This is a genomic window from Oceanimonas marisflavi, assembly GCF_003049725.1.
GTDB lineage: Bacteria > Pseudomonadota > Gammaproteobacteria > Enterobacterales > Aeromonadaceae > Oceanimonas > Oceanimonas marisflavi.
Window position 1 is genome coordinate 50,928 of the sequence record NZ_QAGM01000017.1, and the last position, 22,027, is coordinate 72,954.

The 22,027-nt window shown below is 60.0% G+C and carries 22 protein-coding genes and 2 pseudogenes; 21 read left to right on the plus strand and 3 right to left on the minus strand.

Annotation, left to right across the window (positions count from 1 at the left end; translation table 11 throughout):
* Positions 1-18: 18 nt before the first annotated feature.
* On the minus strand, positions 19-864 hold the full coding sequence (yghU, locus tag DA373_RS11435; RefSeq protein WP_107852444.1) for a glutathione-dependent disulfide-bond oxidoreductase: 846 nt from the start codon (positions 862-864) through the stop codon (positions 19-21).
* 136 nt (positions 865-1,000) lie between these two features.
* On the opposite strand from yghU, the gene DA373_RS11440 reads away from it, so the two are divergent.
* The 5 genes from DA373_RS11440 to DA373_RS16315 all read left to right on the plus strand — a co-directional run bounded on the left by DA373_RS11440 (position 1,001) and on the right by DA373_RS16315 (position 5,283).
* Positions 1,001-1,885 (plus strand): LysR family transcriptional regulator, encoded by an 885-nt coding sequence (locus DA373_RS11440; RefSeq protein WP_107852445.1) that lies wholly within the window; start codon positions 1,001-1,003, stop codon positions 1,883-1,885.
* A gap of 324 nt (positions 1,886-2,209) precedes the next feature.
* Positions 2,210-3,190 carry a DUF1852 domain-containing protein gene (locus DA373_RS11445; protein WP_107852446.1) on the plus strand — a complete coding sequence of 327 codons (981 nt, stop codon included), beginning with the start codon at positions 2,210-2,212 and terminating at the stop codon, positions 3,188-3,190.
* A 30-nt stretch (positions 3,191-3,220) separates the two neighbouring features.
* Positions 3,221-4,264, plus strand: coding sequence for a methionine synthase (locus tag DA373_RS11450; RefSeq protein WP_107852447.1), 1,044 nt, complete (start codon positions 3,221-3,223; stop codon positions 4,262-4,264).
* A 199-nt stretch (positions 4,265-4,463) separates the two neighbouring features.
* Positions 4,464-4,949: a low molecular weight protein-tyrosine-phosphatase gene (locus DA373_RS11455; protein ID WP_107852448.1), complete on the plus strand. Its 486-nt coding sequence runs from the start codon at positions 4,464-4,466 to the stop codon at positions 4,947-4,949.
* Positions 4,950-5,091: 142 nt separating this feature from the next.
* Positions 5,092-5,283 (plus strand): hypothetical protein, encoded by a 192-nt coding sequence (locus DA373_RS16315; protein WP_157953707.1) that lies wholly within the window; start codon positions 5,092-5,094, stop codon positions 5,281-5,283.
* Positions 5,284-5,339: 56 nt separating this feature from the next.
* On the opposite strand, the gene rne is transcribed toward DA373_RS16315, so the two are convergent.
* Positions 5,340-8,399, minus strand: a complete 3,060-nt coding sequence (rne, locus tag DA373_RS11460; RefSeq protein WP_107852449.1) for a ribonuclease E — start codon at positions 8,397-8,399, stop codon at positions 5,340-5,342.
* A 339-nt stretch (positions 8,400-8,738) separates the two neighbouring features.
* Between rne and rluC the strand changes: the two genes are divergently transcribed.
* Positions 8,739-9,689 carry a 23S rRNA pseudouridine(955/2504/2580) synthase RluC gene (gene rluC / locus DA373_RS11465; RefSeq protein ID WP_107852450.1) on the plus strand — a complete coding sequence of 317 codons (951 nt, stop codon included), beginning with the start codon at positions 8,739-8,741 and terminating at the stop codon, positions 9,687-9,689.
* A pseudogene (locus DA373_RS11470) lies at positions 9,686-10,135 on the plus strand (HAD hydrolase-like protein); the annotation flags it as partial. The gene rluC and the pseudogene DA373_RS11470, both read left to right, overlap by 4 nt.
* A 60-nt stretch (positions 10,136-10,195) precedes the next feature.
* Here the strand turns inward: DA373_RS11470 and DA373_RS11475 are convergent.
* Positions 10,196-10,636 (minus strand): annotated as a pseudogene (locus DA373_RS11475) (Maf family protein); the annotation flags it as partial.
* A gap of 134 nt (positions 10,637-10,770) precedes the next feature.
* Here DA373_RS11475 and yceD point away from each other — a divergent pair.
* The 14 genes from yceD (at position 10,771) to DA373_RS11545 (ending at position 22,007) form a co-directional block, all read left to right on the plus strand.
* A complete protein-coding gene (gene yceD / locus DA373_RS11480) occupies positions 10,771-11,292 on the plus strand; it encodes a 23S rRNA accumulation protein YceD (RefSeq protein WP_107852451.1) in 522 nt (173 codons plus the stop codon).
* Positions 11,293-11,312: 20 nt separating this feature from the next.
* Positions 11,313-11,483 carry a 50S ribosomal protein L32 gene (gene rpmF, locus DA373_RS11485; protein WP_014292445.1) on the plus strand — a complete coding sequence of 57 codons (171 nt, stop codon included), beginning with the start codon at positions 11,313-11,315 and terminating at the stop codon, positions 11,481-11,483.
* A 10-nt stretch (positions 11,484-11,493) separates the two neighbouring features.
* On the plus strand, positions 11,494-12,504 hold the full coding sequence (gene plsX, locus DA373_RS11490; protein ID WP_107852452.1) for a phosphate acyltransferase PlsX: 1,011 nt from the start codon (positions 11,494-11,496) through the stop codon (positions 12,502-12,504).
* 5 nt (positions 12,505-12,509) lie between these two features.
* Positions 12,510-13,469, plus strand: a complete 960-nt coding sequence (locus tag DA373_RS11495; protein ID WP_107852453.1) for a beta-ketoacyl-ACP synthase III — start codon at positions 12,510-12,512, stop codon at positions 13,467-13,469.
* A gap of 11 nt (positions 13,470-13,480) precedes the next feature.
* A complete protein-coding gene (gene fabD, locus DA373_RS11500) occupies positions 13,481-14,419 on the plus strand; it encodes an ACP S-malonyltransferase (protein ID WP_107852454.1) in 939 nt (312 codons plus the stop codon).
* 193 nt (positions 14,420-14,612) lie between these two features.
* The gene (gene fabG / locus DA373_RS11505; protein WP_107852455.1) at positions 14,613-15,347 is read left to right on the plus strand and encodes a 3-oxoacyl-ACP reductase FabG; all 735 of its coding nucleotides are present in this window, start codon (positions 14,613-14,615) and stop codon (positions 15,345-15,347) included.
* A 158-nt stretch (positions 15,348-15,505) separates the two neighbouring features.
* Positions 15,506-15,742, plus strand: a complete 237-nt coding sequence (gene acpP / locus DA373_RS11510; protein ID WP_014292450.1) for an acyl carrier protein — start codon at positions 15,506-15,508, stop codon at positions 15,740-15,742.
* Positions 15,743-15,814: 72 nt separating this feature from the next.
* Positions 15,815-17,056, plus strand: a complete 1,242-nt coding sequence (fabF, locus tag DA373_RS11515; RefSeq protein WP_107852456.1) for a beta-ketoacyl-ACP synthase II — start codon at positions 15,815-15,817, stop codon at positions 17,054-17,056.
* A gap of 57 nt (positions 17,057-17,113) precedes the next feature.
* Positions 17,114-17,905: an aminodeoxychorismate lyase gene (gene pabC, locus DA373_RS11520; protein WP_107852457.1), complete on the plus strand. Its 792-nt coding sequence runs from the start codon at positions 17,114-17,116 to the stop codon at positions 17,903-17,905.
* Positions 17,889-18,896, plus strand: a complete 1,008-nt coding sequence (gene mltG, locus DA373_RS11525) for an endolytic transglycosylase MltG (RefSeq protein WP_107852458.1) — start codon at positions 17,889-17,891, stop codon at positions 18,894-18,896. Before pabC ends, mltG begins: the two co-directional genes overlap by 17 nt.
* An 8-nt stretch (positions 18,897-18,904) precedes the next feature.
* Positions 18,905-19,528, plus strand: coding sequence for a dTMP kinase (gene tmk, locus DA373_RS11530; RefSeq protein WP_107852459.1), 624 nt, complete (start codon positions 18,905-18,907; stop codon positions 19,526-19,528).
* On the plus strand, positions 19,513-20,472 hold the full coding sequence (gene holB, locus DA373_RS11535; RefSeq protein WP_107852460.1) for a DNA polymerase III subunit delta': 960 nt from the start codon (positions 19,513-19,515) through the stop codon (positions 20,470-20,472). The genes tmk and holB overlap by 16 nt, the downstream gene beginning before the upstream one ends.
* Positions 20,473-20,498: 26 nt before the next feature.
* Positions 20,499-21,293 carry a TatD family hydrolase gene (locus DA373_RS11540; protein ID WP_198650305.1) on the plus strand — a complete coding sequence of 265 codons (795 nt, stop codon included), beginning with the start codon at positions 20,499-20,501 and terminating at the stop codon, positions 21,291-21,293.
* A 291-nt stretch (positions 21,294-21,584) separates the two neighbouring features.
* Positions 21,585-22,007: an NfeD family protein gene (locus tag DA373_RS11545; protein ID WP_107852462.1), complete on the plus strand. Its 423-nt coding sequence runs from the start codon at positions 21,585-21,587 to the stop codon at positions 22,005-22,007.
* The last annotated feature ends 20 nt before the right edge of the window (positions 22,008-22,027 follow it).

Consider the following 22,027-nt stretch of genomic DNA (forward strand, 5'->3'; position numbering starts at 1 on the left):
TGCCGGGCTGGTCGAACCTCAGCCGGCCGTATTGAAATCGTCCGCACTGTGCCGCTCTTCCAGCTGTTCACTTTCATCGCCCCAGGTGCGGTTAACCCGGCGGCCCCGCTGCACCGCCGGGCGGGCATCAATGGTTTGGGCCCAGCGCAGTACGTTGGGGTAATCGGAGACCGACAGAAACTCGGCGGCATCGTACAGCCGGCCCAGCACCAGGGCGCCATACCAGGGCCAGATGGCAATGTCGGCAATGCTGTAGTGCTCGCCGGCAATAAAGGAGTGATCGGCAAGCTGGCGATCCAGTACATCCAGCTGGCGCTTGGCCTCCATGGCAAAGCGGTTGATGGGGTACTCCAGCTTTTCCGGCGCGTAGGCGTAAAAATGGCCAAAGCCGCCGCCCAGGTAGGGGGCCGAGCCCATCTGCCAGAACAGCCAGTTCATCACCTCGGTCTTTTGCGCCGGGTCTGCGGGTAGCAGGGCGCCGAATTTTTCCGCCAGATACAGCAGAATGGAGCCGGACTCAAACACGCGCCGGGGCTGGTCGGTGCTGTTATCCAGCAACGCCGGAATCTTGGAGTTGGGGTTCACGTCCACAAACCCGGAAGAGAACTGATCGCCCTCACCAATGCGAATAAGCCAGGCATCGTACTCGGCACCGCTGTGACCGAGGGCCAGCAGCTCTTCCAGCATAATGGTCACTTTCACGCCATTGGGCGTGGCCAGGGAATAGAGCTGCAGCGGGTGCTTGCCCACCGGCAGGGCCTTGTCGTGGGTGGGGCCCGCCACCGGGCGGTTGATATTGGCAAATTCGCCGCCATTGGCCTGATCCCAGGTCCAGACTTTGGGCGGTGTGTACGGAATGGTCATGCTCAGAAACTCCTTTATCGTCAATCACAGGAAAGGTAGGGGAGTGATGACGTTTTAACAATGAAAATAATGCTATATTACTCTGAATTCATGAATTTTATTCATGTTAATAATTACTAAAGACCGGAGTAAGGCGATGTTGGAGCGGTTTCACCTTGAAGTACTGGCAGCCATTAAGGAGCAGGGCACCCTGACCCAGGCGGCCGAATCGTTAAATTTATCCCAGTCTGCGCTGAGCCACAGCATCAAAAAACTGGAAGGCCAGATCAAGACTCCGGTCTGGCAAAAAGAAGGCAGAAGCCTGCGGCTGACCAATGCCGGTGAACAAATCCTGACCCTGGCCACCAGAGTGTTGCCGCAGTTTAAACACACCGAGCATTTGTTGCGTCAGATAGCCACGGGGGAAATGGGCTCACTGCGCATCGGCATGGAATGCCACCCCTGCTATCAGTGGCTGTTAAAAGTGATTGAGCCCTACCTGGTCAAGTGGCCCAACGTTGATATTGATGTAAAGCAGGAATTTCAGTTTGGTGGTCTGGGCGCATTGCACAGCTACGAGATAGATATTCTGGTCACCCCCGATCCTCTGTACAAACCCCAGCTGACCTTTATACCGGTGTTTGACTATGAACACAGGCTGGTTGTTTCATCCTCTCACCCTCTTGCCTCGCAGGACGCGGTCATGCCCGAACAGCTTGCTGAAGAAGTGCTGTTTACCTATCCGGTCGAGCCCGAGCGGCTGGACATCTACAGCCAGTTTTTAAACCCTGCCAAATGCACGGTTAAAAAACACAAAACCATTGAAACTACCGAAATCATGTTGCAGATGGTGGCGGCGGGCAGGGGAGTCAGTGCCTTGCCCGGCTGGCTGGTGGACGAGTTCGCCAAAACCCTGGCCATTAAAAGCCTGCGCTTTGGCGAGCAGGGCATCAAAAAACAAATCTTTCTGGGGGTGCGCAAGGGCGAAGAGCGCATTAACTACCTGAATGACTTCATCGCTCAGGCTCAGCGGGTCGCATGACCACGCTGCTTTTTCTTCACACTTCCTCATCTTCTGAATCATACAGCTGCCAGACTGTCTGGCGGCTGTCTCCTGTTCCTTACACAGACAGCTGGCTCTCGACCGTTCTCTCACTCTCGGGCCGTGAACCCGTCAGCCCTCGTGCCCGGCAGTGCCTTGTCGCACAACAAATCATGAGTAAGTATCATATATTGATGAAGTAAAATCATTTTTGTTCATGTAATGGCCCCTGTATAACATACCTAACGCTTAGCTCTGGATGGCTGGACATCCAAAAAGAGCAACCAACAAATACAGGCTTCATGCGGGAAAAGGGATGACATTATGAATAACGACTTTACTTTTGCGATTAACAGCATTGCCTTTGACGAAAATTATCAGCCGGCAGACAGCACGCGCATCACTACCAACTTCGCCAACCTGGCCCGGGGCGAGAGCCGCCAGGAGAACCTGCGCAACGCCCTGACCATGATTAACAACCGGTTCAATGCCATTGCGAACTGGGATAATCCCAAGGCGGATCGTTATTCAGTTGAGCTTGAAATCATCTCCGTTGACATGAATATCGACAGTGAAGGCAAGGGTCAGAGCTTTCCCAGCATTGAAATTCTGAAAACCAACATTGTTGATCACAAGACCAAGCAGCGCATTGAAGGCATTGTGGGTAACAACTTTTCTTCCTACGTGCGGGACTACGACTTCAGTGTGCGCCTGCTGGAGCACAACAAGGGCAAGGCGGGCTTCAGCGTGCCGGAAGACTTCGGCGATCTGCACGGCAAGCTGTTTCAGTGCTTTGTGAATTCCGATGCCTACCGCCAGAACTTTGCCAAGCTGCCGGTGATCTGCCTGAGTGTGTCTGACAACAAGACCTATCATCAGACCGAGAACCAGCACCCCATTCTGGGTGTGGAATACCTGCCCAATGAGTCATCCCTGACCGAGCAGTATTTCAAGAAAATGGGCCTGAAGGTACGTTACTTTATGCCGCCCCACAGCGCCGCGCCGCTGGCCTTTTACTTCTTTGGTGATCTGCTGAATGACTACAGCAACCTTGAGCTGATCAGCACCATCAGCACCATGGAAACCTTTCAGCGGATCTACCGGCCCGAGATCTACAACGCCAATGCGGTGGCCGGCAAGTGCTACAAGCCCAGCCTGAAGAACTCGGATCATTCACTGACGCAAATTGTTTATGACCGGGAAGAACGCAGCCAGCTGGCGATCAAGCAGGGCAAGTTTGCCGAAGAGGTGTTTATCAAGCCCTATCACGACATTCTTGAGCAGTGGTCTGCCAATTACGCTTAATAAATAACGAGAACAGAAACGGAAATTATCATGAAAAAGTTATTCCCTACGTCCACTGCCGGCAGCTTACCCAAACCGTCCTGGCTGGCGCAGCCCGAAACACTGTGGTCACCCTGGAAACTGGAAGGTCAGGAGCTGATTGACGGCAAGCAGGACGCCCTGCGGGTGTCGCTGCAGGAGCAGCAAAAAGCTGGCATCGACATTGTGAGTGACGGCGAGCAAACCCGTCAGCACTTTGTAACCACCTTTATTGAGCATCTCGACGGTGTTGATTTTGAACAGCGCAAGACCGTTAAAATCCGTAACCGCTACGACGCCAGCGTGCCCTCGGTAGTGGGCGCGGTCAGCCGCCAGAAGCCGGTGTTTGTGGAAGATGCCAAATTCCTGCGTCAGCAGACCGACAAGCCCATTAAATGGGCGCTGCCGGGCCCCATGACCATGATAGATACCCTCTACGACGGTCATTACCAGAGCCGTGAAAAACTGGCCTGGGAATTTGCCAAAATTCTGAACCAGGAAGCCAGAGAGCTGGAAGCCGCCGGCGTGGACATTATTCAGTTCGATGAGCCGGCCTTTAATGTCTTCTTTGACGAGGTCAACGACTGGGGCATTGCCGCCCTGGAGCGGGCCATTGAAGGCCTGAAGTGTGAAACCGCGGTACACATCTGCTACGGCTACGGCATCAAGGCCAACACCGACTGGAAAAAGACCCTTGGGTCCGAGTGGCGGCAGTATGAAGAGGTCTTCCCGCGGCTGCAGCAGTCCAATATCGATATTGTGTCGCTGGAATGTCAGAACTCCCGGGTGCCGATGGATCTGATTGAGCTTATTCGCGGCAAAAAAGTGATGGTCGGCGCCATTGATGTGGCCACCAACACCATTGAAACCCCGGAGCAGGTTGCCGACACCCTGCGCAAGGCGCTGCAGTTTGTGGATGCCGACAAGCTCCTCCCCAGCACCAACTGCGGCATGGCCCCCCTGGCCCGCCATATTGCCAGAGGCAAGCTGGAAGCCCTGAGCGCCGGTGCAGAAATTCTGCGCAAAGAGCTGCTGGCCAAGGGGGTTGCTGCCTGAGTGAACCCTCCGGCCTGAGTCCGGAATAAGAGAAAATGAAGAGCAGGATCCCGCTACGGCTGGATCCTGCTTTTTTTTTGTGGACGTGAACACTGCCGCCTGCCGATTGAAATTTCAAAAATCCTCTTCACAATACTCTTCAAGATGTTGAAATATTGAATTTTATTATCATCCATACCCACTGAAAGCAGGCAGGATAATGACGGATAACCCTCTGAAAAATAAAGACAGTATCAGTGTGCTGATGATCTGCATGGGCAACATATGCCGCTCGCCCACCGCCGAGGCGGTGTTGCGTCACAAGGCGGTGCGGGCCGGTGTTGAGCTGGAGATTGATTCGGCGGGCACCATTGGCTATCACGCCGGCTCGGGGCCGGATGCCCGTGCCCGGGCGGCGGGTGAGGCGAGGGGATACGATTTTTCCGGCATGCAGGCACGTCAGGTAACGCGACAGGATTTTGAGCACTTTGATCTGGTGCTGGCGGCAGATCGCAGCAACCTGGAAGATCTGCTGCGCTTGTGTCCGCCGGCGCACAGGCACAAGGTGAAGCTGTTGCTGAGCTTTGCCAATGGTCCCGAGCAGGAAGTGCCGGATCCCTATTATGGTGGCGAGCGGGGTTTTGAGCAGGTGCTGGATCTGGTGGAAGCAGCCTGTGACGGGGTACTGAAAGCGCTGCGGGGCTGATGGATTACGAAAAACCCTGAGGTCCGGCTCAGACCGGAAAGGTTCTGTACGAATCCGTAGAATGGGTATAAGTTAAATATCGCACTGATCAGATGTTTGGCTGTTGATCTTGATGAGTCAATTTGAATCATAAGGGATAACCATGGAGTGGTTACTATATGAATTGCGGCCTTATGGCTGTGCAGCAATAGGCTTGCTGGTTTTGTTTGCCGATATACCCCAGCCTGGTCCGGTTGCGGGAATTGTGCTGATCATGATTGGTCTGTATCTGCATATCAAGCGTGCCAGAGTGCGCCGTGAATATCCAAAAACCATCAGAAAGCCACGGTGGTAGGATAAAGGAAAAATAAAAGGCTCCCGAAGGAGCCTTTTTATATTACCGTGCAGCTATCAGGGCTTGGCCATGGGGGCCGAGGCCTGATTGCGGGCGTTGATGGAGCCACCCTGGCGGCCGCTGGTGGCGATGGGTTCACGCACCAGGGGCGGGTAGTCCGGCTTCACGTAAGGCACGGCTTCCACTACCGGCGGCTTGGTCATGGGCGCAGAGGCCTTGCGGGCCGCCAGGTAACGACCGGCAGTCGCTACGGGCTTGGCTTCGGCAACGGGCGCTTCTGTTTTCGGCTCGGGCTTGGCTTCGGCAACGGGCGCTTCTGTTTTCGGCTCGGGCTTGGCTTCAACTACCGGCGCTTCTGCCTTGGGCTCGGGCTTGGCTTCGGCAACGGGTGCTTCTGCCTTGGGCTCGGGCTTGGCTTCGGCAACGGGTGCTTCTGCCTTGGGCTCGGGCTCGGGCTTGGCTTCGGCAACGGGTGCTTCTGCTTTCGGTTCGGGCTGAGCTTCGGCCACCGGGGCTTCTGCTTTCGGCTCGGGCTGGGCTTCGGCCACCGGGGCTTCCGCTTTTGGCTCGGGCTGGGCTTCGGCCACCGGGGCTTCCGCTTTTGGCTCGGGCTGGGCTTCAGCTGCCGGAGCTTCGGGCTGCTTCACTTCCGCCGGTTTTACTTCAGCCTGAGCTTCCACCATCACTTCCGGCTGCTTCGGCTCGGGCTGAGTGGCTTGCTGTTCAGTCTCGGTCTCGCTGGCTACCCACTTGTCGGCACCCTGCTCGGCGATCAGGGCCGCAATGCTTTCTTCACGGCGGCGACGACGGCTGTCTTCATTGATGCGCTTGCGCTTGGGAGCGCGCTTGTGCGGATGGGGCTGCTCTTTGCGCTCCTCGGCCTGGGCGGTTTGCTGAGCCGGCTCGACGGTCTGATGTTCTGCCGGGGCGGGCTGGTGCTCCTGAGGGCGACCTTCGCTGTCGAGACGCACTTTTTTGCGCAGCTGACGGCGCTGGCGGCGCTCGGCCACGGCCTGCTCTTTGGCCAGCTCCTGCTGGGGTTGCTGCGGAGTCTGCTGTTGGGCGGTTACCTCGGCGGCGCGGGGAGCGTCGGCTTCACGGGCCGGCTGTTGCTGCTCCTGCTGCTGACGAGGGGCGCGCTCGGGCTGTTGCTCGCGACGGGGCTTGCGACGCTCACGACGCGGACGCTCCGGCTTTTGCTGCTCGCTGCTTTCCTGGACAGGGGCGGCCGGGGCCGGCTTCTGGCTGCGCTCTTCATCGCGGGGTTTGCGGTTACGGTTGTTACCGCGACGATCGCCTCGCTCGCGGCGATCCCGGCGCTCGCCGGAGCGCTGGCCACGGTTGCCGCGCTCGGAGCGGGCCGGGGTCGGTTCGGCAGTGGCAGTGGTTTGAGAAGCCGCTTGCTCCGGGCCCTTGAACCAGCCGGCAATGGCGCAGAACAGCCGGCTCAGCAGGCCGGGCTGGCGTGTCTGGGGCTGGGCCTGCTGGGGGTCGGGGCGGCTCGGGGCCACCGGCGCCGGGGCCGGGGCGGAAAAGCCCTGCAGCGCCGGCTGCTCGCTTTTCGGTTTGGCCTGATGCTGGCGGGGCTGGTAAACCGGCTGCTCCACCTCGGTTTTCAGCTCATAGCTGGTCACTTCTTCCACGTCGCTGCTGCGCACCCGGGTCACGTCGAAGTGCGGGGTTTCCAGCTGCTCGTTGGGAATAATAAAGATGTCGACCTTGTAGCGGTTTTCCAGGTTGGCGATGGACTTGCGCTTTTCGTTAAGCAGATAGGCGGCCACGTCTACCGGCACCTGACCGTGGATCTGGCCGGTGTTGTCCTTGAGCGCTTCTTCTTCAATCAGGCGCAGAATGGCCAGGGCGAGGGACTCGTTGTCGCGAATGGTGCCCTGACCCAGACAGCGGGGACACACATGGGTGCTGGACTCGCCCAGCGACGGACGCAGGCGCTGACGGGACATTTCCAGCAGGCCAAAGCGGGAGATGCGGCCCAGCTGAATGCGGGCGCGGTCCTGGCGCACGGCGTCGCGCAGGCGGTTTTCCACTTCGCGCTGGTGGCGCACCGGGGTCATGTCGATAAAGTCGATCACCACCAGGCCGCCCAGGTCGCGCAGGCGCAGCTGACGGGCGATTTCTTCCGCCGCTTCCAAGTTGGTCTGCAGTGCGGTTTCTTCAATGTCGCCGCCCTTGGTGGCGCGGGCGGAGTTGATGTCGATGGAGGTCAGTGCTTCGGTGGGATCGATGACAATGCTGCCGCCGGACGGCAGACGCACTTCCCGCTGAAACGCCGACTCGATCTGGCTTTCAATCTGGTAGTGGCTGAACATGGGCACATCGCCCTCATACAGCTTGACCCGGTTGATGAAGTCGGGACGAACCAGCTGAATGTGCTGCTTGGCACGCTCAAATACCGTGGGGTTGTCGATCAGGATCTCGCCGATATCCCGGCGCAGATAGTCGCGAATGGCGCGCACAATCACGTTGCTTTCCTGATGGATCAGGAAAGGAGCGGGGCGGCTTTCTGCGGCCTCCTGAATGGTGGCCCAGTGGGTCTTGAGCACGTTCAGATCCCACTCCAGCTCTTCGCCGGACTTGCCCACACCGGCGGTGCGCACAATCAGGCCCATGCCGTCGGGCAGCTTGAGGCGGGACAGGGCTTCTTTCAGCTCGGTGCGCTCGTCACCCTCAATGCGGCGGGAAATGCCACCGGCGCGGGGGTTGTTGGGCATGAGCACCAGATAGGAGCCGGCCAGACTGATAAAGGTGGTGAGGGCCGCGCCCTTGTTGCCACGCTCTTCTTTATCAATCTGAACGATGACTTCCTGACCTTCCTTGACCACTTCCTTGATATTGGGGCGGCCCTGATAGGTGTAACCGGCGGGAAAGTAGTTGCGGGCAATTTCCTTGAGGGGCAGAAAGCCGTGGCGCTCGGCGCCGTAGTCGACAAAGGCGGCTTCCAGGCTGGGTTCTACCCGGGTGATTTTGCCTTTGTAGATGTTGGCTTTTTTCTGTTCGTGGCCGGGGCTTTCAATATCGAGATCATACAGTCTTTGCCCGTCCACCAGGGCAACGCGCAACTCCTCTTCCTGGGTTGCGTTAATCAGCATTCTTTTCATTGAGTACTCTTTATTTATATGTTTTTACTGTTTTTTTACAGTGTTCGCGTTACCCGGAGTGACCATTCGGCTCCGACTGACACCGGCCTCGAGTCTGTCAGCGTAGTCATTACAGCCTCCCGGCTGGCTACGCATGAGGCGCATTTTTCAGGTGTGTATCACGTCATAAGGGAGCGAAGCCCAAAGGTCGCGAACCAAACGGTTATACCGGGGTTTGGGTGTGTGTCTCCCCAACCGGGAAGACACGAAAAACTCACGCATTATCACACTTTACCCACAGCCTTAGCAAGGCACCATTTTTGCAGCAAAAACACCGGCTTCGGTGGTAGAATCCCGGCCATGAAACAAGACCATCAAAGCGTGCGGCTGCTCACCATAGAGGCTGAGCATGAAGGGCAGCGCATCGACAACTTTTTACGGACTCAGCTCAAAGGCGTTCCCAAAAGCCTGATTTATCGTATTTTGCGCAAGGGTGAGGTTAGGGTTAACAAAAAGCGCATTAAACCGGAATACAAGCTGCTGGCCGGCGACGTGATCCGCGTGCCGCCGGTGCGGGTGGCCGAGCGCGAAGAGGTGTTGCCCTCGGCGAAGCTCGACAGCGTGCAGGGGCTGGAAAGCGCCATCCTCTATGAAGACGACGCTCTGCTGGTGCTTAACAAGCCCTCGGGCATGGCGGTGCATGGCGGCAGTGGCCTCAGCTTTGGCGTGATTGAAGGGCTGCGCTCGCTGCGGCCCCAGGCGCGTTTTCTGGAGCTGGTGCACCGGCTGGACCGGGACACCTCCGGCATTCTGCTGGTGGCGAAAAAACGCAGCATGCTGCGCAGCCTGCACGAGCAGCTGCGGGAAAAAACCATGGACAAGCACTATCTGGCGCTGGTGCGCGGCCAGTGGCAGCCCCATCAGAAGGTGGTGAAGGCGCCGCTGAAGAAAAACGAGCTGGCCTCGGGAGAGCGCATTGTAAAAGTGGATCGGGAAGGCAAGCCCTCGGAAACCCGCTTTCGTATTGTGCAGAAGTTTGCCGGCGCCACTTTGGTGGAGTGCAGCCCGGTCACCGGCCGCACCCACCAGATAAGGGTGCATACCCTGCATGCGGGTCATCCCATTGCCGGGGACGATAAATACGGTGATCGCCAGTTTGATGAAGCCATGCGCAGCCAGGGGCTGGGTCGCCTGTTCCTGCACGCCTGCCGCATTCGTTTTTATCACCCCGGCAAGGAGGAAACCATGACCCTGGAAGCGCCCCTGGAGCCGGCCCTGAAAAAACTGCTGACGAGAATGGCGACCTCATGAAGTATGAGCTGGTGATTTTTGACTGGGACGGCACCCTGATGGACTCGGTGGCGCGCATTGTGTCCTGCATGCAGGCGGCGGCCACCGACTGCCACCTGCCGGTGCCCACGCCTGAAGCGGTGCGTCATATTATCGGCCTCAGCCTGTACAAGGCGTTTCCGGTATTGTTTGGCGAGCTGTCGCCGAAAGACAGTGACGCCCTGCTGCTGGCCTACCGTCGTCATTACCTGGAAGTGAACACCACGCCCTCGCCGCTGTTTGCGGGGGCCGCCGATACCCTGACCGGTCTGCACCAGACCGGCTACCGGCTGGCGGTGGCCACCGGCAAGCAGCGGGTGGGGCTGGATCGGGTGCTGGATGAAACCGGCCTCGGCCATTTGTTTCATGCCCTGCGGGGCGCCGATCAGGCCCGCTCCAAGCCGGATCCGCTGATGCTGGCCCAGATCGCGGCCGTCCATGCGTTCAAAGAGGCTGATGCCAAGGCCTTCGCACTTGAAGGCGCCGGCGCAGTCCAGGGCCGGCTCTTTTTCCAGGTAGCGGTCAATCTGGGCGGGCGTGAGCGGGCGAAAGTGCACATGAAAGGGCTCCACCAGTGCCGCGGTGCGGCCGGTGGCAATATCGTGCAGGCACAGGCCGGTATAAAAGGAGACCCGTTTGCCGGCGGCGGCCAGCAGTTGCTCCCGGGCCTTTTCAATGGTGCCGGGCTTGCCCAGCAATTTGTCGCCGTTCACACAGACCTGATCCGAGCCAATCACCAGCCCTTGCCGATAGTGGCTGGCCACCGCCGCCGCCTTTTGTTGTGCCAGGCGCAGGGCCAGGGCCTCGCCGGTTTCACCGGGCAGGGGGGCTTCGTCTATGTGCGGGCTGTGACAGTCAAAGGTCAGCCCCAGGCGGGCCAGCAGGGCGCGGCGATAGGGAGAGGAAGAGGCGAGGATCAGGGGCGGCATGGCTGCACTCCGCAGTAAAATAAGGAAAGCGCCGATTCTAGCCTCGCCGGGACCGGTAAGACAAATCACGGCCGGGGTGATGGCCACATTTTCCCTTTGACTCCGGGGGAGTGGCGCTATAATATGCGCGCCTTATGGAAAAGGTAAAGTTGCCCATCAAGGTAGACCCCGCTCGCTGCGCCACCAAACGCCTGGATTATCAGGGTGTTTATGCCGCAGACCTGATGCCCAGACTGGCGGAGTCGACCCAAGGTATCCATGGTGATATCGACACATCTCTGAGCTTTGGCACCGATGCCCAAGGGCTTCGTGTGATGACGGGTCATGCCCGCGCACAGGTGGCCCTTCAGTGCCAGCGCTGTAACGAGGTGTTCGACACCACCATAGAGTCCGAGTTTACGTACACGCCTTTGCGTGAAGACGCCGAGGCGCCGGAATTGCCGGAAGCGTACGAGACGTTCGAGGCAGATGAATTCGGGGAAGTCAACCTGGTCGAGATCATTGAGGATGAACTCATTCTCGCTCTGCCGCTGGTGCCGGCTCATGAAAATGAGCACTGTGCCGAAGGCAGGTATGATCTGAGTTATGGCGACATTCCCGAAGCCGAAGAGCGTCCGAATCCTTTCGCGATTCTGGAAGAATTAAAACGCAAGTAACTGATTTAGGAGTAGGTCAAATGGCCGTACAACAGAACCGTAAAACCCGTTCCAAGCGTGGTATGCGTCGTTCACACGATGCCCTGAGCACTGCCAACCTGTCTGTAGACCAGACCACTGGCGAAACTCATCGTCGTCACCACGTGACTGCCGATGGTTTCTACCGTGGCCAGAAGGTAATCGCCAAGTAAGGGTTGCCTTTTGCCGCAGCTGACCGTTGCGCTTGATATGATGGGGGGCGATTTCGGCCCTTCAGTTACAGTGCCTGCCGCCGCGCAGGCACTGTCGCTTCTGCCCGGCCTCAAGCTGATGTTGTTCGGATCCCGGACAGCGCTTTCTCCCTGGCTTGAACGCCACCATCTGAGCTCCCATCCCCGAGTGCAGGTGCACTATTGCGCCCAGCAGGTCACCAATGAGCACAAGGCCGGTTACGCCCTGCGTCACCTGGCAGACTCGTCCATGGGTCGGGCCCTTGAGGCCCTGGCCAGGGGCGAGGCTCAGGCCTGTGTGAGTGGTGGCAATACCGGCGCCCTGATGGCCCTGGCCCTGCGGGTGGTGCACACCCTGCCGGGGGTGGCCCGGCCGGCGTTGATCACCCGTTTGCCCCAGGCCGGCGGCGGCCATGCGCTGCTGCTCGATCTGGGGGCCAATGTCAGCTGCGATGCCGCTCAGCTGGTGCAGTTCGCCCAGATGGGCGATGCGGTGGCGCGGCACGTGCTGTCGGAGCCGCGCCCTCGTGTGGCGCTGCTCAATGTGGGCGCCGAAGCCAACAAGGGCAACGACGCCGTGCGCCAGGCGGCCCGCCGTCTGAAAGCGCTGCCCGAGCTGAACTATACCGGCTATGTGGAAGGGGATGGTCTGTTTGCCGGCAAGGCTGATGTCATCGTCTGTGACGGCTTTGTCGGCAATGTGGCGCTCAAAACCAGCGAGGGTGTGGCCCGGCTGCTGCTGGGGGCGGGTAAAAAGCGGGGCTTCTGGTGGAAACTGCTCGCCTTCTGGGTAAAACGGCGGCTTTCTCATCTGAACCCGGATCAGTATAATGGCGCCAGTCTGATAGGATTACGTTCCAGTGTGGTCAAAAGCCACGGGAGCGCAGGATCACCCGCCTTCTTGAATGCGATTCTGCAGGCCGTCGCCGAAACCGAGCATCAGTTGCCTGCGAAAATCGCGCATCTTTTTGATACTGCCCCTCAGGACAGTCACGCAAGATAACGCCTATGAACAGTAAAATTTTGGGAACCGGCAGCTACCTGCCACAGGATGTGCGTACCAACGCCGACCTGGAACGCATGGTTGAAACCAGCGACCAGTGGATTGTAGAGCGCACCGGCATTCGCGAGCGCCGCATTGCCGGTGCCGAAGAAACCGTGGCCACCATGTCTTATGGCGCCGCCCTGCGCGCCCTGGACGCCGCCGGCATCGACGCCGGCCAGCTCGACATGATAGTGCTGGCCACCACCAGCGCCGACAATGCCTTTCCGGCCGCCGCCTGCCAAGTGCAGGCCATGCTTAACGTGCCCGGCATTCCGGCCTTTGACCTGGCCGCCGCCTGCGCCGGCTTCAGCTACGCCCTGAGCGTGGCGGATCAGTTTATCAAGAGCGGCCAGGCCCGCCATGTGCTGGTGATCGGCGCCGATGCGCTGTCGCGCATGTGCAAGCCGGACGATCGCTCCACCATTATTCTCTTTGGCGACGGCGCCGGCGCCGTGGTGCTGGGTGCCAGCGAAGAGCCGGGCATTCTGTCCACCCATCTGCATGCCGACGGCGCCTATGGCGAGCTGCTCAAGCTGCCGCACCGTCAGCGTGGCGTGTCGGGCACCGAAATGGATGCCTACATGCACATGAAGGGCAACGAAGTGTTCAAGGTGGCCGTTTCCCGCCTGAGCGACATCGTGACCCAGACCCTCGAGGCCAACGGTATCGACAAGTCGGAACTCGACTGGCTGGTACCCCATCAGGCCAACTACCGTATTATCAACGCCACCGCCCGCAAGCTGAACATGCCCATCGAGCGGGTCATTCTGACCCTCGACAAGCATGGCAACACCTCGGCGGCCAGTGTGCCCATCGCCCTGGATGAAGGGGTGCGCGACGGCCGCATTCAGCGCGGCCAGCTGGTGCTGCTGGAAGCCTTTGGCGGCGGTTTTGCCTGGGGCTCCGCCCTGGTACGTTTTTAAGAGGAATTACCATGTCTTTTGCCATTACCTTTCCCGGTCAGGGATCCCAGACCGTGGGCATGCTGGCCGACGTGCTGGCCAGCCACGACATCGTGAAAACCACCTTTGCCGAGGCCTCCGGCGCCCTGGGCTACGATCTGGCCGAGCTGGTGCTGAACGGCCCGGCGGAAGAGCTGAACAAGACCTGGCGCACCCAGCCGGCGCTGCTGACGTCTTCCGTGGCCCTGTACCGCCTGTGGCAGCAGCAGGGTGGGGCACAGCCCGCCCTGATGGCCGGTCACAGCCTGGGTGAATACTCCGCCCTGGTGTGCGCCGGTGTGCTGAGCCTGGCCGACGGCGTCAAGCTGGTAGAGCTGCGCGGCAAGCTGATGCAGGACGCCGTGCCCGAAGGCACCGGCGCCATGTCTGCCATTATCGGCCTCGACAACGACACCATTATCGCCAACTGTGAAAAGGCCGCCGAGGGCGAGGTGGTGTCTGCGGTCAACTTCAACTCACCGGGCCAGGTGGTGATCGCCGGCAACAAGGCCGCGGTAGAGCGCGCCAATGTGCTGATGAAGGAAAGCGGCGCCAAGCGTGCGTTGCCGCTGCCCGTGAGCGTGCCGTCCCACTGCGCCCTGATGAAGCCCGCCGCCGACAAGCTGGCCGAGACGCTCAGCGCCATGAGCTTTAACGCCCCGGCGGTGCCCGTGATCAACAACGTGGATGTAAAGCCCGAGATCGATCCCGCCGCCATTAAAGACGCCCTGGTGCGTCAGCTGTACAGCCCGGTGCGCTGGACCGAAACCGTGGAAACCATGGCGGAGCAGGGCGTAACCCTGGCCCTGGAAGTGGGCCCGGGCAAGGTGCTCACCGGCCTGGCCAAGCGCATCGACAAGCGGGTGGAAGGTCTGGCGGTGAACGACGACGCCAGCCTGGAAAAAGCCCTGACCGCAGTAAACGGTCTTTAATGCCAATGTGTTAAAACCCATGATTCGATTCCGGATCTCTTGTAGCTGCCGCTTTAGCCGGCAGAGCCTGAGCATCAGGCCTGAATATTCAGTTGCCTGTGCCTTTGCGCCAGCTGAAGCGGCGCCTACACTCCGGTCGGGTTATGCGTTAAATACAATTCAATTGGCTTAAACCCCTGGTAAAGGAGTGAATATGAGTTTTTCCGGTAAAGTAGTGCTGGTGACCGGCGCCAGCCGCGGCATCGGCCGGGCCACCGCCGAATTGTTTGCCGAGCGTGGCGCCACCGTGATCGGCACCGCCACCAGCGAAAAGGGCGCCGAGGCGATCAGCGCCTATCTGGGCGAAAAAGGTGCAGGTCTGGTGCTGAACGTAACCGATCCTGCTTCTCTTGAAGCTACCCTGGCCACCATCAAGGAGCGCTTTGGTGACATCGACGTGCTGGTCAACAACGCCGGCATCACCCGCGACAACCTGATGATGCGCATGAAGGACGAGGAGTGGCAGGACATTATCGACACCAACCTCACCTCCGTGTTCCGCCTGTCCAAGGCGGTGCTGCGCACCATGATGAAAAAGCGCTTTGGCCGCATTGTGACCATCGGCTCCGTAGTGGGCACCATGGGCAACGCCGGCCAGGCCAACTATGCCGCCGCCAAGGCGGGCCTGATTGGCTTCAGCAAGTCCCTGGGCCGGGAAGTGGCTTCCCGTGGCATTACCGTGAACGTGGTCGCCCCCGGTTTTATTGAAACCGACATGACGCGCGCATTGAATGACGAGCAACGAGCCGGTATCTTGTCACAGGTTCCGGCTCAGCGCCTGGGCGACCCCAAAGAGATTGCATCCGCCGTGGCCTTTTTGGCGTCGGATGAAGCCGGCTATATCACCGGCGAAACGCTGCACGTTAACGGCGGCATGTACATGGTTTGATGAAAATCACGGCAGTTGGCACCTGATTGGCGGAAAATTCGGCATTTTTCGTGTGGATTCTGGTTAGACCAGCCCCAAACAGGCTTGCAAACCACCGTTATTTTTATACACTACCGCAACGACACGCACTTGCGTATTTCTAAAGGAAAATACTGGTCATGAGCAACATCGAAGAACGCGTAAAGAAAATCATCGTAGAGCAACTGGGCGTTAAGGAAGAAGAAGTTAAATCCGAAGCTTCCTTCGTTGATGATCTGGGCGCGGATTCCCTGGACACCGTTGAACTGGTAATGGCTCTGGAAGAAGAGTTTGATACCGAGATTCCTGACGAGGAAGCGGAAAAGATCACCACCGTTCAGGCTGCGATCGATTACATCAACGCCAACCAGGAATAACAAACCTGTACCGGAGTGGCGCCCGCCACTTCGGTTTTTTTCTTGTTTCAAATCCCATTCGGAGGCGCTCCTGTGTCCAAACGCAGAGTCGTGGTGACTGGCCTCGGTATGCTCTCTCCTGTCGGAAATTCGGTCGATGCCAGCTGGCAGGCCCTGCTGGCAGGTCAAAGCGGCATTTCCAACATAGAGCACTTTGATACAACCGATTACACCACCAAATTTGCCGGCCTGGTCAAGGACTTTGACCCGGAAGCGCATGGCATTGCCAAAAAAGAAGCCCGCAAAATGGACTTGTTCATTCAGTACGGTATCGCGGCAGGCCTGCAGGCCTTTGCCGACGCCGGACTGGAGATCACAGACGCCAACGCCGATCGCGTGGGTGTGTCCATCGGCTCCGGCATTGGTGGCCTCGGTCTTATCGAGCAGAACCACACCAGCCTGATGAAGAGCGGCCCGCGCAAGCTGAGCCCCTTCTTTGTGCCGTCCACCATTATCAACATGGTGTCCGGCCATCTGTCGATCATGAAAGGACTGCGTGGTCCCAACATTGCGGCCACCACTGCCTGTACTACCGGTACTCACAGCATTGGTCTGGCGGCCCGCATGATCGCCTACGGCGACGCCGACGCCATGCTGGCCGGCGGCACCGAAAAGGCCTCCACGCCCATGGGCATGGGTGGCTTTGCTGCCGCCCGCGCCCTGTCCACCCGCAACGACGATCCTGAAAAGGCCAGTCGTCCGTGGGACAAGGACAGAGACGGCTTTGTGCTGGGTGACGGCGCCGGTGTGGTGATGCTGGAAGAATACGAGCACGCCAAGGCCCGTGGCGCCACCATTTATGCCGAGCTGGTTGGCTTTGGCATGAGTGGCGATGCCCACCACATGACTGCGCCGCCCGATGACGGCAGCGGTGCCGCCGCCGCCATGGCCAACGCCCTGCGCGACGCCCAGCTGGATCCGGCACTGGTGGGTTACATCAACGCCCACGGCACCTCCACCCCGCTGGGGGATGTGGCCGAGCTGAAAGCGGTGAAGAAGGTGTTTGGCGAGCATGCCAGCAAGCTGCTGGTGAGCTCCACCAAATCAATGACCGGTCACCTACTGGGTGCCGCCGGTGCCATTGAAGCCATCATCAGCGTGCTGGCCCTGCGTGATCAGGTAGCGCCGCCCACCATCAACCTGGACAACCCGGATGATGAGTGTGATCTGGATCTGGTGCCGCACCAGGCCAGAAAGGCCGAGTTTGAGTATGCCCTGTCCAACTCCTTCGGGTTTGGCGGCACCAATGGCTCATTGATCTTCAAACGCATATAATGGCCTTTTGGCCAGACCAAGCCCGGCCATGTGCCGGGCTTTTTTTATGAAATAGTCATGCAGAACATTCTTCATTCTCAGGAGCCGGCCCTGAGCCGGGGCTGGATGCTGGGCGACGGTCACTTCACCACCATGCACGCCCGGCGGGGCAGGGTGCGGTTGTGGCCCCTGCACAAGGCCCGGCTGATCGATGCCTGCCAGCGGCTGCACATGGCCGAGCCGGACTGGACCGCCATTGAAGCCGAGCTGGCGGCTTTGCCGGACGAGGGCGATCGCGTGGTGCGCCTGACCCTGTTGCGCGGCCCCGGTGGCCGGGGTTACGGTATTGCCGGCTGCGGCGATACTGTGGTGGCGCTGAATGTGTCGCCCTTTCCCGCCCACTACCTCACCTGGCGCGAGCAGGGCATTGACCTGGGCCTGTGTGAAGGGCGCCTGGGCAGCTCTTCGCTGCTGGCCGGACTGAAAACCGTGAACCGGCTGGAGCAGGTGTTGCTCAAGGCCGAGCTTGAAGCCAGAGAGCTGCCTGAGGGCGTGGTGCTGAACGAAGAGGGCACAGTGATGGAGGCGGTGACCGCCAACCTGTTCTGGCGCAAGGGCGATGCGGTGTTTACCCCCGAGCTTGCTACGGGTGGAGTGCACGGCACCCTACGCCGCTGGGTAATCAGCGAGCTTGGCAAACAGGTACAGGAGATAAGCGCCCCCCTTGAAACGCTGCAACAGGCCGACGAAGTGTGGCTGACCAATGCCCTGATGGGGCTGGTGCCGGTGCGCACGGTGGCCGGGCGCGACCTTGGCGGCGACTTTTCCATGACGAGAGCACTGCAACAACGATATGAGCAAATTGATTAAAGGGCTGAAGGCCGCCGTGCTGGCGGCCACCCTGGCGGGCCTGGGGCTGGCGGGATATGGCTATCACCAGTGGCAACGGCTGGAAAACCTGACCATTACACCGGGAGAGCACCCGCTGTTTGTGGTGCACCGGGGCGAGACCGCCCTGCAACTGACCGGCCGGCTCAGCCCGGATCTGCCCCTGTTGCACCGCCGTTTGTGGCTGAAACTGCATCCGGAGCTGGCGGCGGTGCGCCAGGGTACCTACAAGCTGGATGAGAACACCCGGCTGCGCGAGGCGCTGACCAAATTTGTGAACGGCGACGTTTATCGCCTGAACGTGACCCTGGTGGAAGGGCTGCGCCTGTCCGACTGGCAGGCCCGGCTCGCCAGTGCCGAGTATCTGGAGCAGGAGCTTGAAGGCATGAGCGAGGCCGAGCTGGCCGAGCGCCTGGGGGCTGAGCGCGACAAGCTGGAAGGCCTGTTTCTGCCGGAAACCTACAACTATACCCCGGGCGACAGCGACCTGGATGTGCTGGAGCGCGCCTATGGCCATATGCAGGACTTTCTGCATGAGGCCTGGGAAAACCGCGATGCCGATCTGCCCATCAAGACCCCTTACGAGGCGCTGATCCTGGCCTCCATCATTGAAAAGGAAACCGGTGTGGCCGACGAGCGGCCGATGATCGCCTCCGTGTTTGTGAACCGGTTGCGCCGGGGCATGCGGCTGCAGACCGATCCCACGGTGATCTACGGCATGGGCGAGGACTATGACGGCAACATTCGCAAGCGGGATCTGCAGACCCACACTCCCTACAACACCTATGTGATCCGCGGCCTGCCGCCCACGCCCATTGCCATGCCCAGCAAGGAGGCGATTCGCGCGGCGCTGAACCCGGCCGAGAGCAAATATTACTATTTTGTGGCCATGGGCGAAGACGGGCGTCATTACTTTTCCAAAAGCCTGCGTGAGCACAACCGGGCGGTGCGCCGCTACATACTGAACAAATAAGGTAATCCATGAGCCGTTTTATTGTGATTGAAGGTCTCGAAGGCGCCGGCAAGAGCACGGTGCAGCGCCATGTGGTGAGCTGGCTCGAGGCCCGAGGCCACACCGTGATGACTACCCGGGAGCCGGGGGGCACGCCGCTGGCGGAAAAAATGCGTGCCCTGGTCAAGGAAGTGCACGACGAGCCCCTCACCATGGAAGCCGAGCTGCTGCTGATGTATGCCGCCCGGGTGCAGCTGGTGAAAAACCGTATTCAGCCGGCGCTGGCGGACGGCGTCTGGGTGGTGGGCGACCGGCACGATCTGTCTTCCCAGGCCTATCAGGGCGGCGGCCGGGGCATAGATGCCGGGCTGATCACCCAGATAAAGCAGGCGGTGCTGGGGGACTTTAAACCGGATCTCACCCTGTATCTCGATATCGACCCGGCTCAGGGGCTAACCCGGGCCCGTAGCCGGGGCGAGCTGGACCGCATTGAGCTGGAAAACCTCGACTTTTTCGAGCGCACCCGCGCCCGTTACCTCGAACTGGCCAAGGCCGACCCCGACTGCGCGTTGATTGACGCTTCCGGCAATGAGCAGGAAGTGAAAGACCGCGTGCTGGCCTGCCTGGAGCAGCGACTGTGTACCACTGGCTGATCCCGGTATGGCAGCCGCTGCTGCAGGGCGTGCGCGAACGCCGGCTGGGCCATGCGCTGCTGATCAAGGGCATGGCGGGGCTGGGCAAGGGCGAACTGGCCGGCAAACTGGCCACCGCATTATTATGCCAACATACAAATAATGCCCCCTGCGGCATGTGCCATGCCTGTGAGCTCACCGCCGCCGGCAGCCATTCCGATCTGCATGTGGTGGGCCGGGAAGGGCGCAGCATTGGCATTGACGCCATTCGCGAACTCGGCCGCATCATGAGCGAGAGCGCCCGCCTGGGCCATGGCAAGGTGGCCATTATTGAGCGGGCCGAGCTGATGACCGAGGCCGCCGCCAACGCCTTGCTGAAAACCCTGGAAGAGCCGGCAGGTGAAAGCACCCTGATTTTGGTGTCGTCGCAACCCGAGCGGCTGCTGCCGACCCTCATCAGCCGCTGCCAGCAGTGGCTGGTGCCGCAGCCCGACACCCAGACTGCGCTGGCCTGGCTGAATGAGCAGGGCGTAAGCGCCACCCCGGCGGCGCTGAGCGTAAACCAGGGCTCACCCCTGCAAACCCTGGAATATTTGCAGCAGGGCGCCGACGACAAGCGCCTGACCCTGCTGGATGAGCTGGTGCGCCTTGCCGAGGCGCCCGCGGCCCTGCCCGGTGTGCAGGCCAGCCTGCAGGAGCAGCCGGTGCACCTTGTGTGGGTGCAGCTGTTGTTGCAGGACGCCCTGCAAACCGCCCTTGGGGTGAATGCGCCCCTCAAGCTGGACGACTGCCGCGGGCAGAGCGAGCGCCTGGCCCGGCTGGGCGCCATGCCCCTGCATGAGCTGAACAGCGAGCTGCTGACGTTGCGCCGCCGGTTGCAGCCGGGGCAGGGCAGGCCGGTGAACACCGGCCTGCAACTGGGCCAGTGGCTGCGCCGCCTGCAGCACGCATTAACCCATTCCTGATTACCGAACACGTTTTACTGGAGCCGATTTTGCTGGTTGATTCCCATTGCCACCTCGACAAACTTGATTACGGCAAGAAACACAAATCCATGGACGAGGCCATTGCCAAGGCCGCCGCCCGGGGCGTAAACCACATGCTGTGCATTGGTGTGGGGCTGTCGTCCTTTCCCGATATGCTCAAGGCCGTTGAGCCTTACCCTCAGGTGTTTGCGTCCTGTGGCGTGCACCCGCTGCACCAGGGCGACGAGCAGAACGATCCGGCGCTGCTGCGGGAGCTGGCCTCTCATCCGTCGGTAGTCGCCATCGGTGAAACCGGGCTGGACTATTTCTACGCCCCGGAAAGCGCCGAGCTGCAGAAGCGCTCCTTTGAGCAGCATGTGCAGGTGGCTGTGGAGCTGAACAAGCCGCTGATCATTCACACCCGCAGCGCGCAAGAAGACACCCTGGAGATTTTGCGCCAGGGCGGCGCCGACAAGGTGGGCGGCGTGCTGCACTGCTTTACCGAATCCCTGGAAATGGCCGAAGCCGCCATGGAGCTGGGCTTTTACATCTCCATCTCCGGCATCGTCACCTTCCGCAGCGCCGAGGCCCTGCGCGAGGTAGTCAAGGCCCTGCCGCTGGAGCGGCTGCTGGTGGAAACCGACTCCCCCTGGCTGGCCCCGGTGCCGTGTCGTGGCGAAGAAAACGAGCCTGCCTACACCCGCACCGTGGCCGAGTTTGTGGCCGAGCTCAAGGGCGTGCCCTATGAAGAAGTGGCCCGGCAAACCACCGCCAACTTCTTTGAACTGTTTAAACTGGCCCGCCCCGTTGGGGAGCTGTAAGCCGTAAGCTGTCAGCCGTAAGAGGCGTTGTCTGCAGCTTTCCTCGTTCCCACGCTCCGCGTGGGAATGCATACCGCCAAACGTGAATGACGGCGGTTTGACCGTAGGTTGTGATGAGCGAAGCGAATCCCAACAACCCGCAGTCGGCTTCGTGTTGCAATTCGCTGCGCTCATTGGCAACCTACTGCCAACGGCGGGGGGCAATCCCCAATCCCCGGCTTTTCACCTTCCCGCTTTCTCCTCACTCTTCTATAGTAAGCACTGTTCCATTTGTATCTGAGGTGAATCTACGTGCTTGCCTGGCATCTTTGGCTGATCGCCGCCCTTGTTCTGTTACTGGCCGAGCTGCTCGGCACCGGCTTCTTTGCCTTTGCCATGGGGCTGGCCGCTCTTGCTGCCATGATGGCGGCCCTGCTGGAGGTGAGCGTCACCGGCCAGTGGTTCACCTTTGCCCTGGCCACCGCCGTGCTGGCCCCGCTGCTGAAAAAAGCCTTTCGTGAATTTGCTCCGTCGCGCCGCAAAAGCGGCCTGGCCGGTGAAAGCCGTCATCAAACCGGCACCCTGGTGCGTCATCATACCGGCGAGCTGCGCCTGAAGCTGGAAGGGGATCTGTTTATGGTGCGCGGCGAAGCCGGCGTTGAACTGAAAGAAGGAGACCGGGTGGAAATTGTCCGTTTCGACGGTATTACCGCCATCGTCAAACGGCCGGAATAACAAGTTTTAAAACCATAAGG

What these genes read in the sequence shown, in the direction of transcription:
- yghU (WP_107852444.1), bottom strand. Translation starts at nt 864, where the DNA reads ATGACCATTCCGTACACACCGCCCAAAGTCTGGACCTGGGATCAGGCC.
- DA373_RS11440 (WP_107852445.1), top strand. Translation starts at nt 1,001, where the DNA reads ATGTTGGAGCGGTTTCACCTTGAAGTACTGGCAGCCATTAAGGAGCAG.
- DA373_RS11445 (WP_107852446.1), top strand. Translation starts at nt 2,210, where the DNA reads ATGAATAACGACTTTACTTTTGCGATTAACAGCATTGCCTTTGACGAA.
- DA373_RS11450 (WP_107852447.1), top strand. Translation starts at nt 3,221, where the DNA reads ATGAAAAAGTTATTCCCTACGTCCACTGCCGGCAGCTTACCCAAACCG.
- DA373_RS11455 (WP_107852448.1), top strand. Translation starts at nt 4,464, where the DNA reads ATGACGGATAACCCTCTGAAAAATAAAGACAGTATCAGTGTGCTGATG.
- DA373_RS16315 (WP_157953707.1), top strand. Translation starts at nt 5,092, where the DNA reads ATGGAGTGGTTACTATATGAATTGCGGCCTTATGGCTGTGCAGCAATA.
- rne (WP_107852449.1), bottom strand. Translation starts at nt 8,399, where the DNA reads ATGAAAAGAATGCTGATTAACGCAACCCAGGAAGAGGAGTTGCGCGTT.
- rluC (WP_107852450.1), top strand. Translation starts at nt 8,739, where the DNA reads ATGAAACAAGACCATCAAAGCGTGCGGCTGCTCACCATAGAGGCTGAG.
- yceD (WP_107852451.1), top strand. Translation starts at nt 10,771, where the DNA reads ATGGAAAAGGTAAAGTTGCCCATCAAGGTAGACCCCGCTCGCTGCGCC.
- rpmF (WP_014292445.1), top strand. Translation starts at nt 11,313, where the DNA reads ATGGCCGTACAACAGAACCGTAAAACCCGTTCCAAGCGTGGTATGCGT.
- DA373_RS11495 (WP_107852453.1), top strand. Translation starts at nt 12,510, where the DNA reads ATGAACAGTAAAATTTTGGGAACCGGCAGCTACCTGCCACAGGATGTG.
- fabD (WP_107852454.1), top strand. Translation starts at nt 13,481, where the DNA reads ATGTCTTTTGCCATTACCTTTCCCGGTCAGGGATCCCAGACCGTGGGC.
- fabG (WP_107852455.1), top strand. Translation starts at nt 14,613, where the DNA reads ATGAGTTTTTCCGGTAAAGTAGTGCTGGTGACCGGCGCCAGCCGCGGC.
- acpP (WP_014292450.1), top strand. Translation starts at nt 15,506, where the DNA reads ATGAGCAACATCGAAGAACGCGTAAAGAAAATCATCGTAGAGCAACTG.
- pabC (WP_107852457.1), top strand. Translation starts at nt 17,114, where the DNA reads ATGCAGAACATTCTTCATTCTCAGGAGCCGGCCCTGAGCCGGGGCTGG.
- mltG (WP_107852458.1), top strand. Translation starts at nt 17,889, where the DNA reads ATGAGCAAATTGATTAAAGGGCTGAAGGCCGCCGTGCTGGCGGCCACC.
- tmk (WP_107852459.1), top strand. Translation starts at nt 18,905, where the DNA reads ATGAGCCGTTTTATTGTGATTGAAGGTCTCGAAGGCGCCGGCAAGAGC.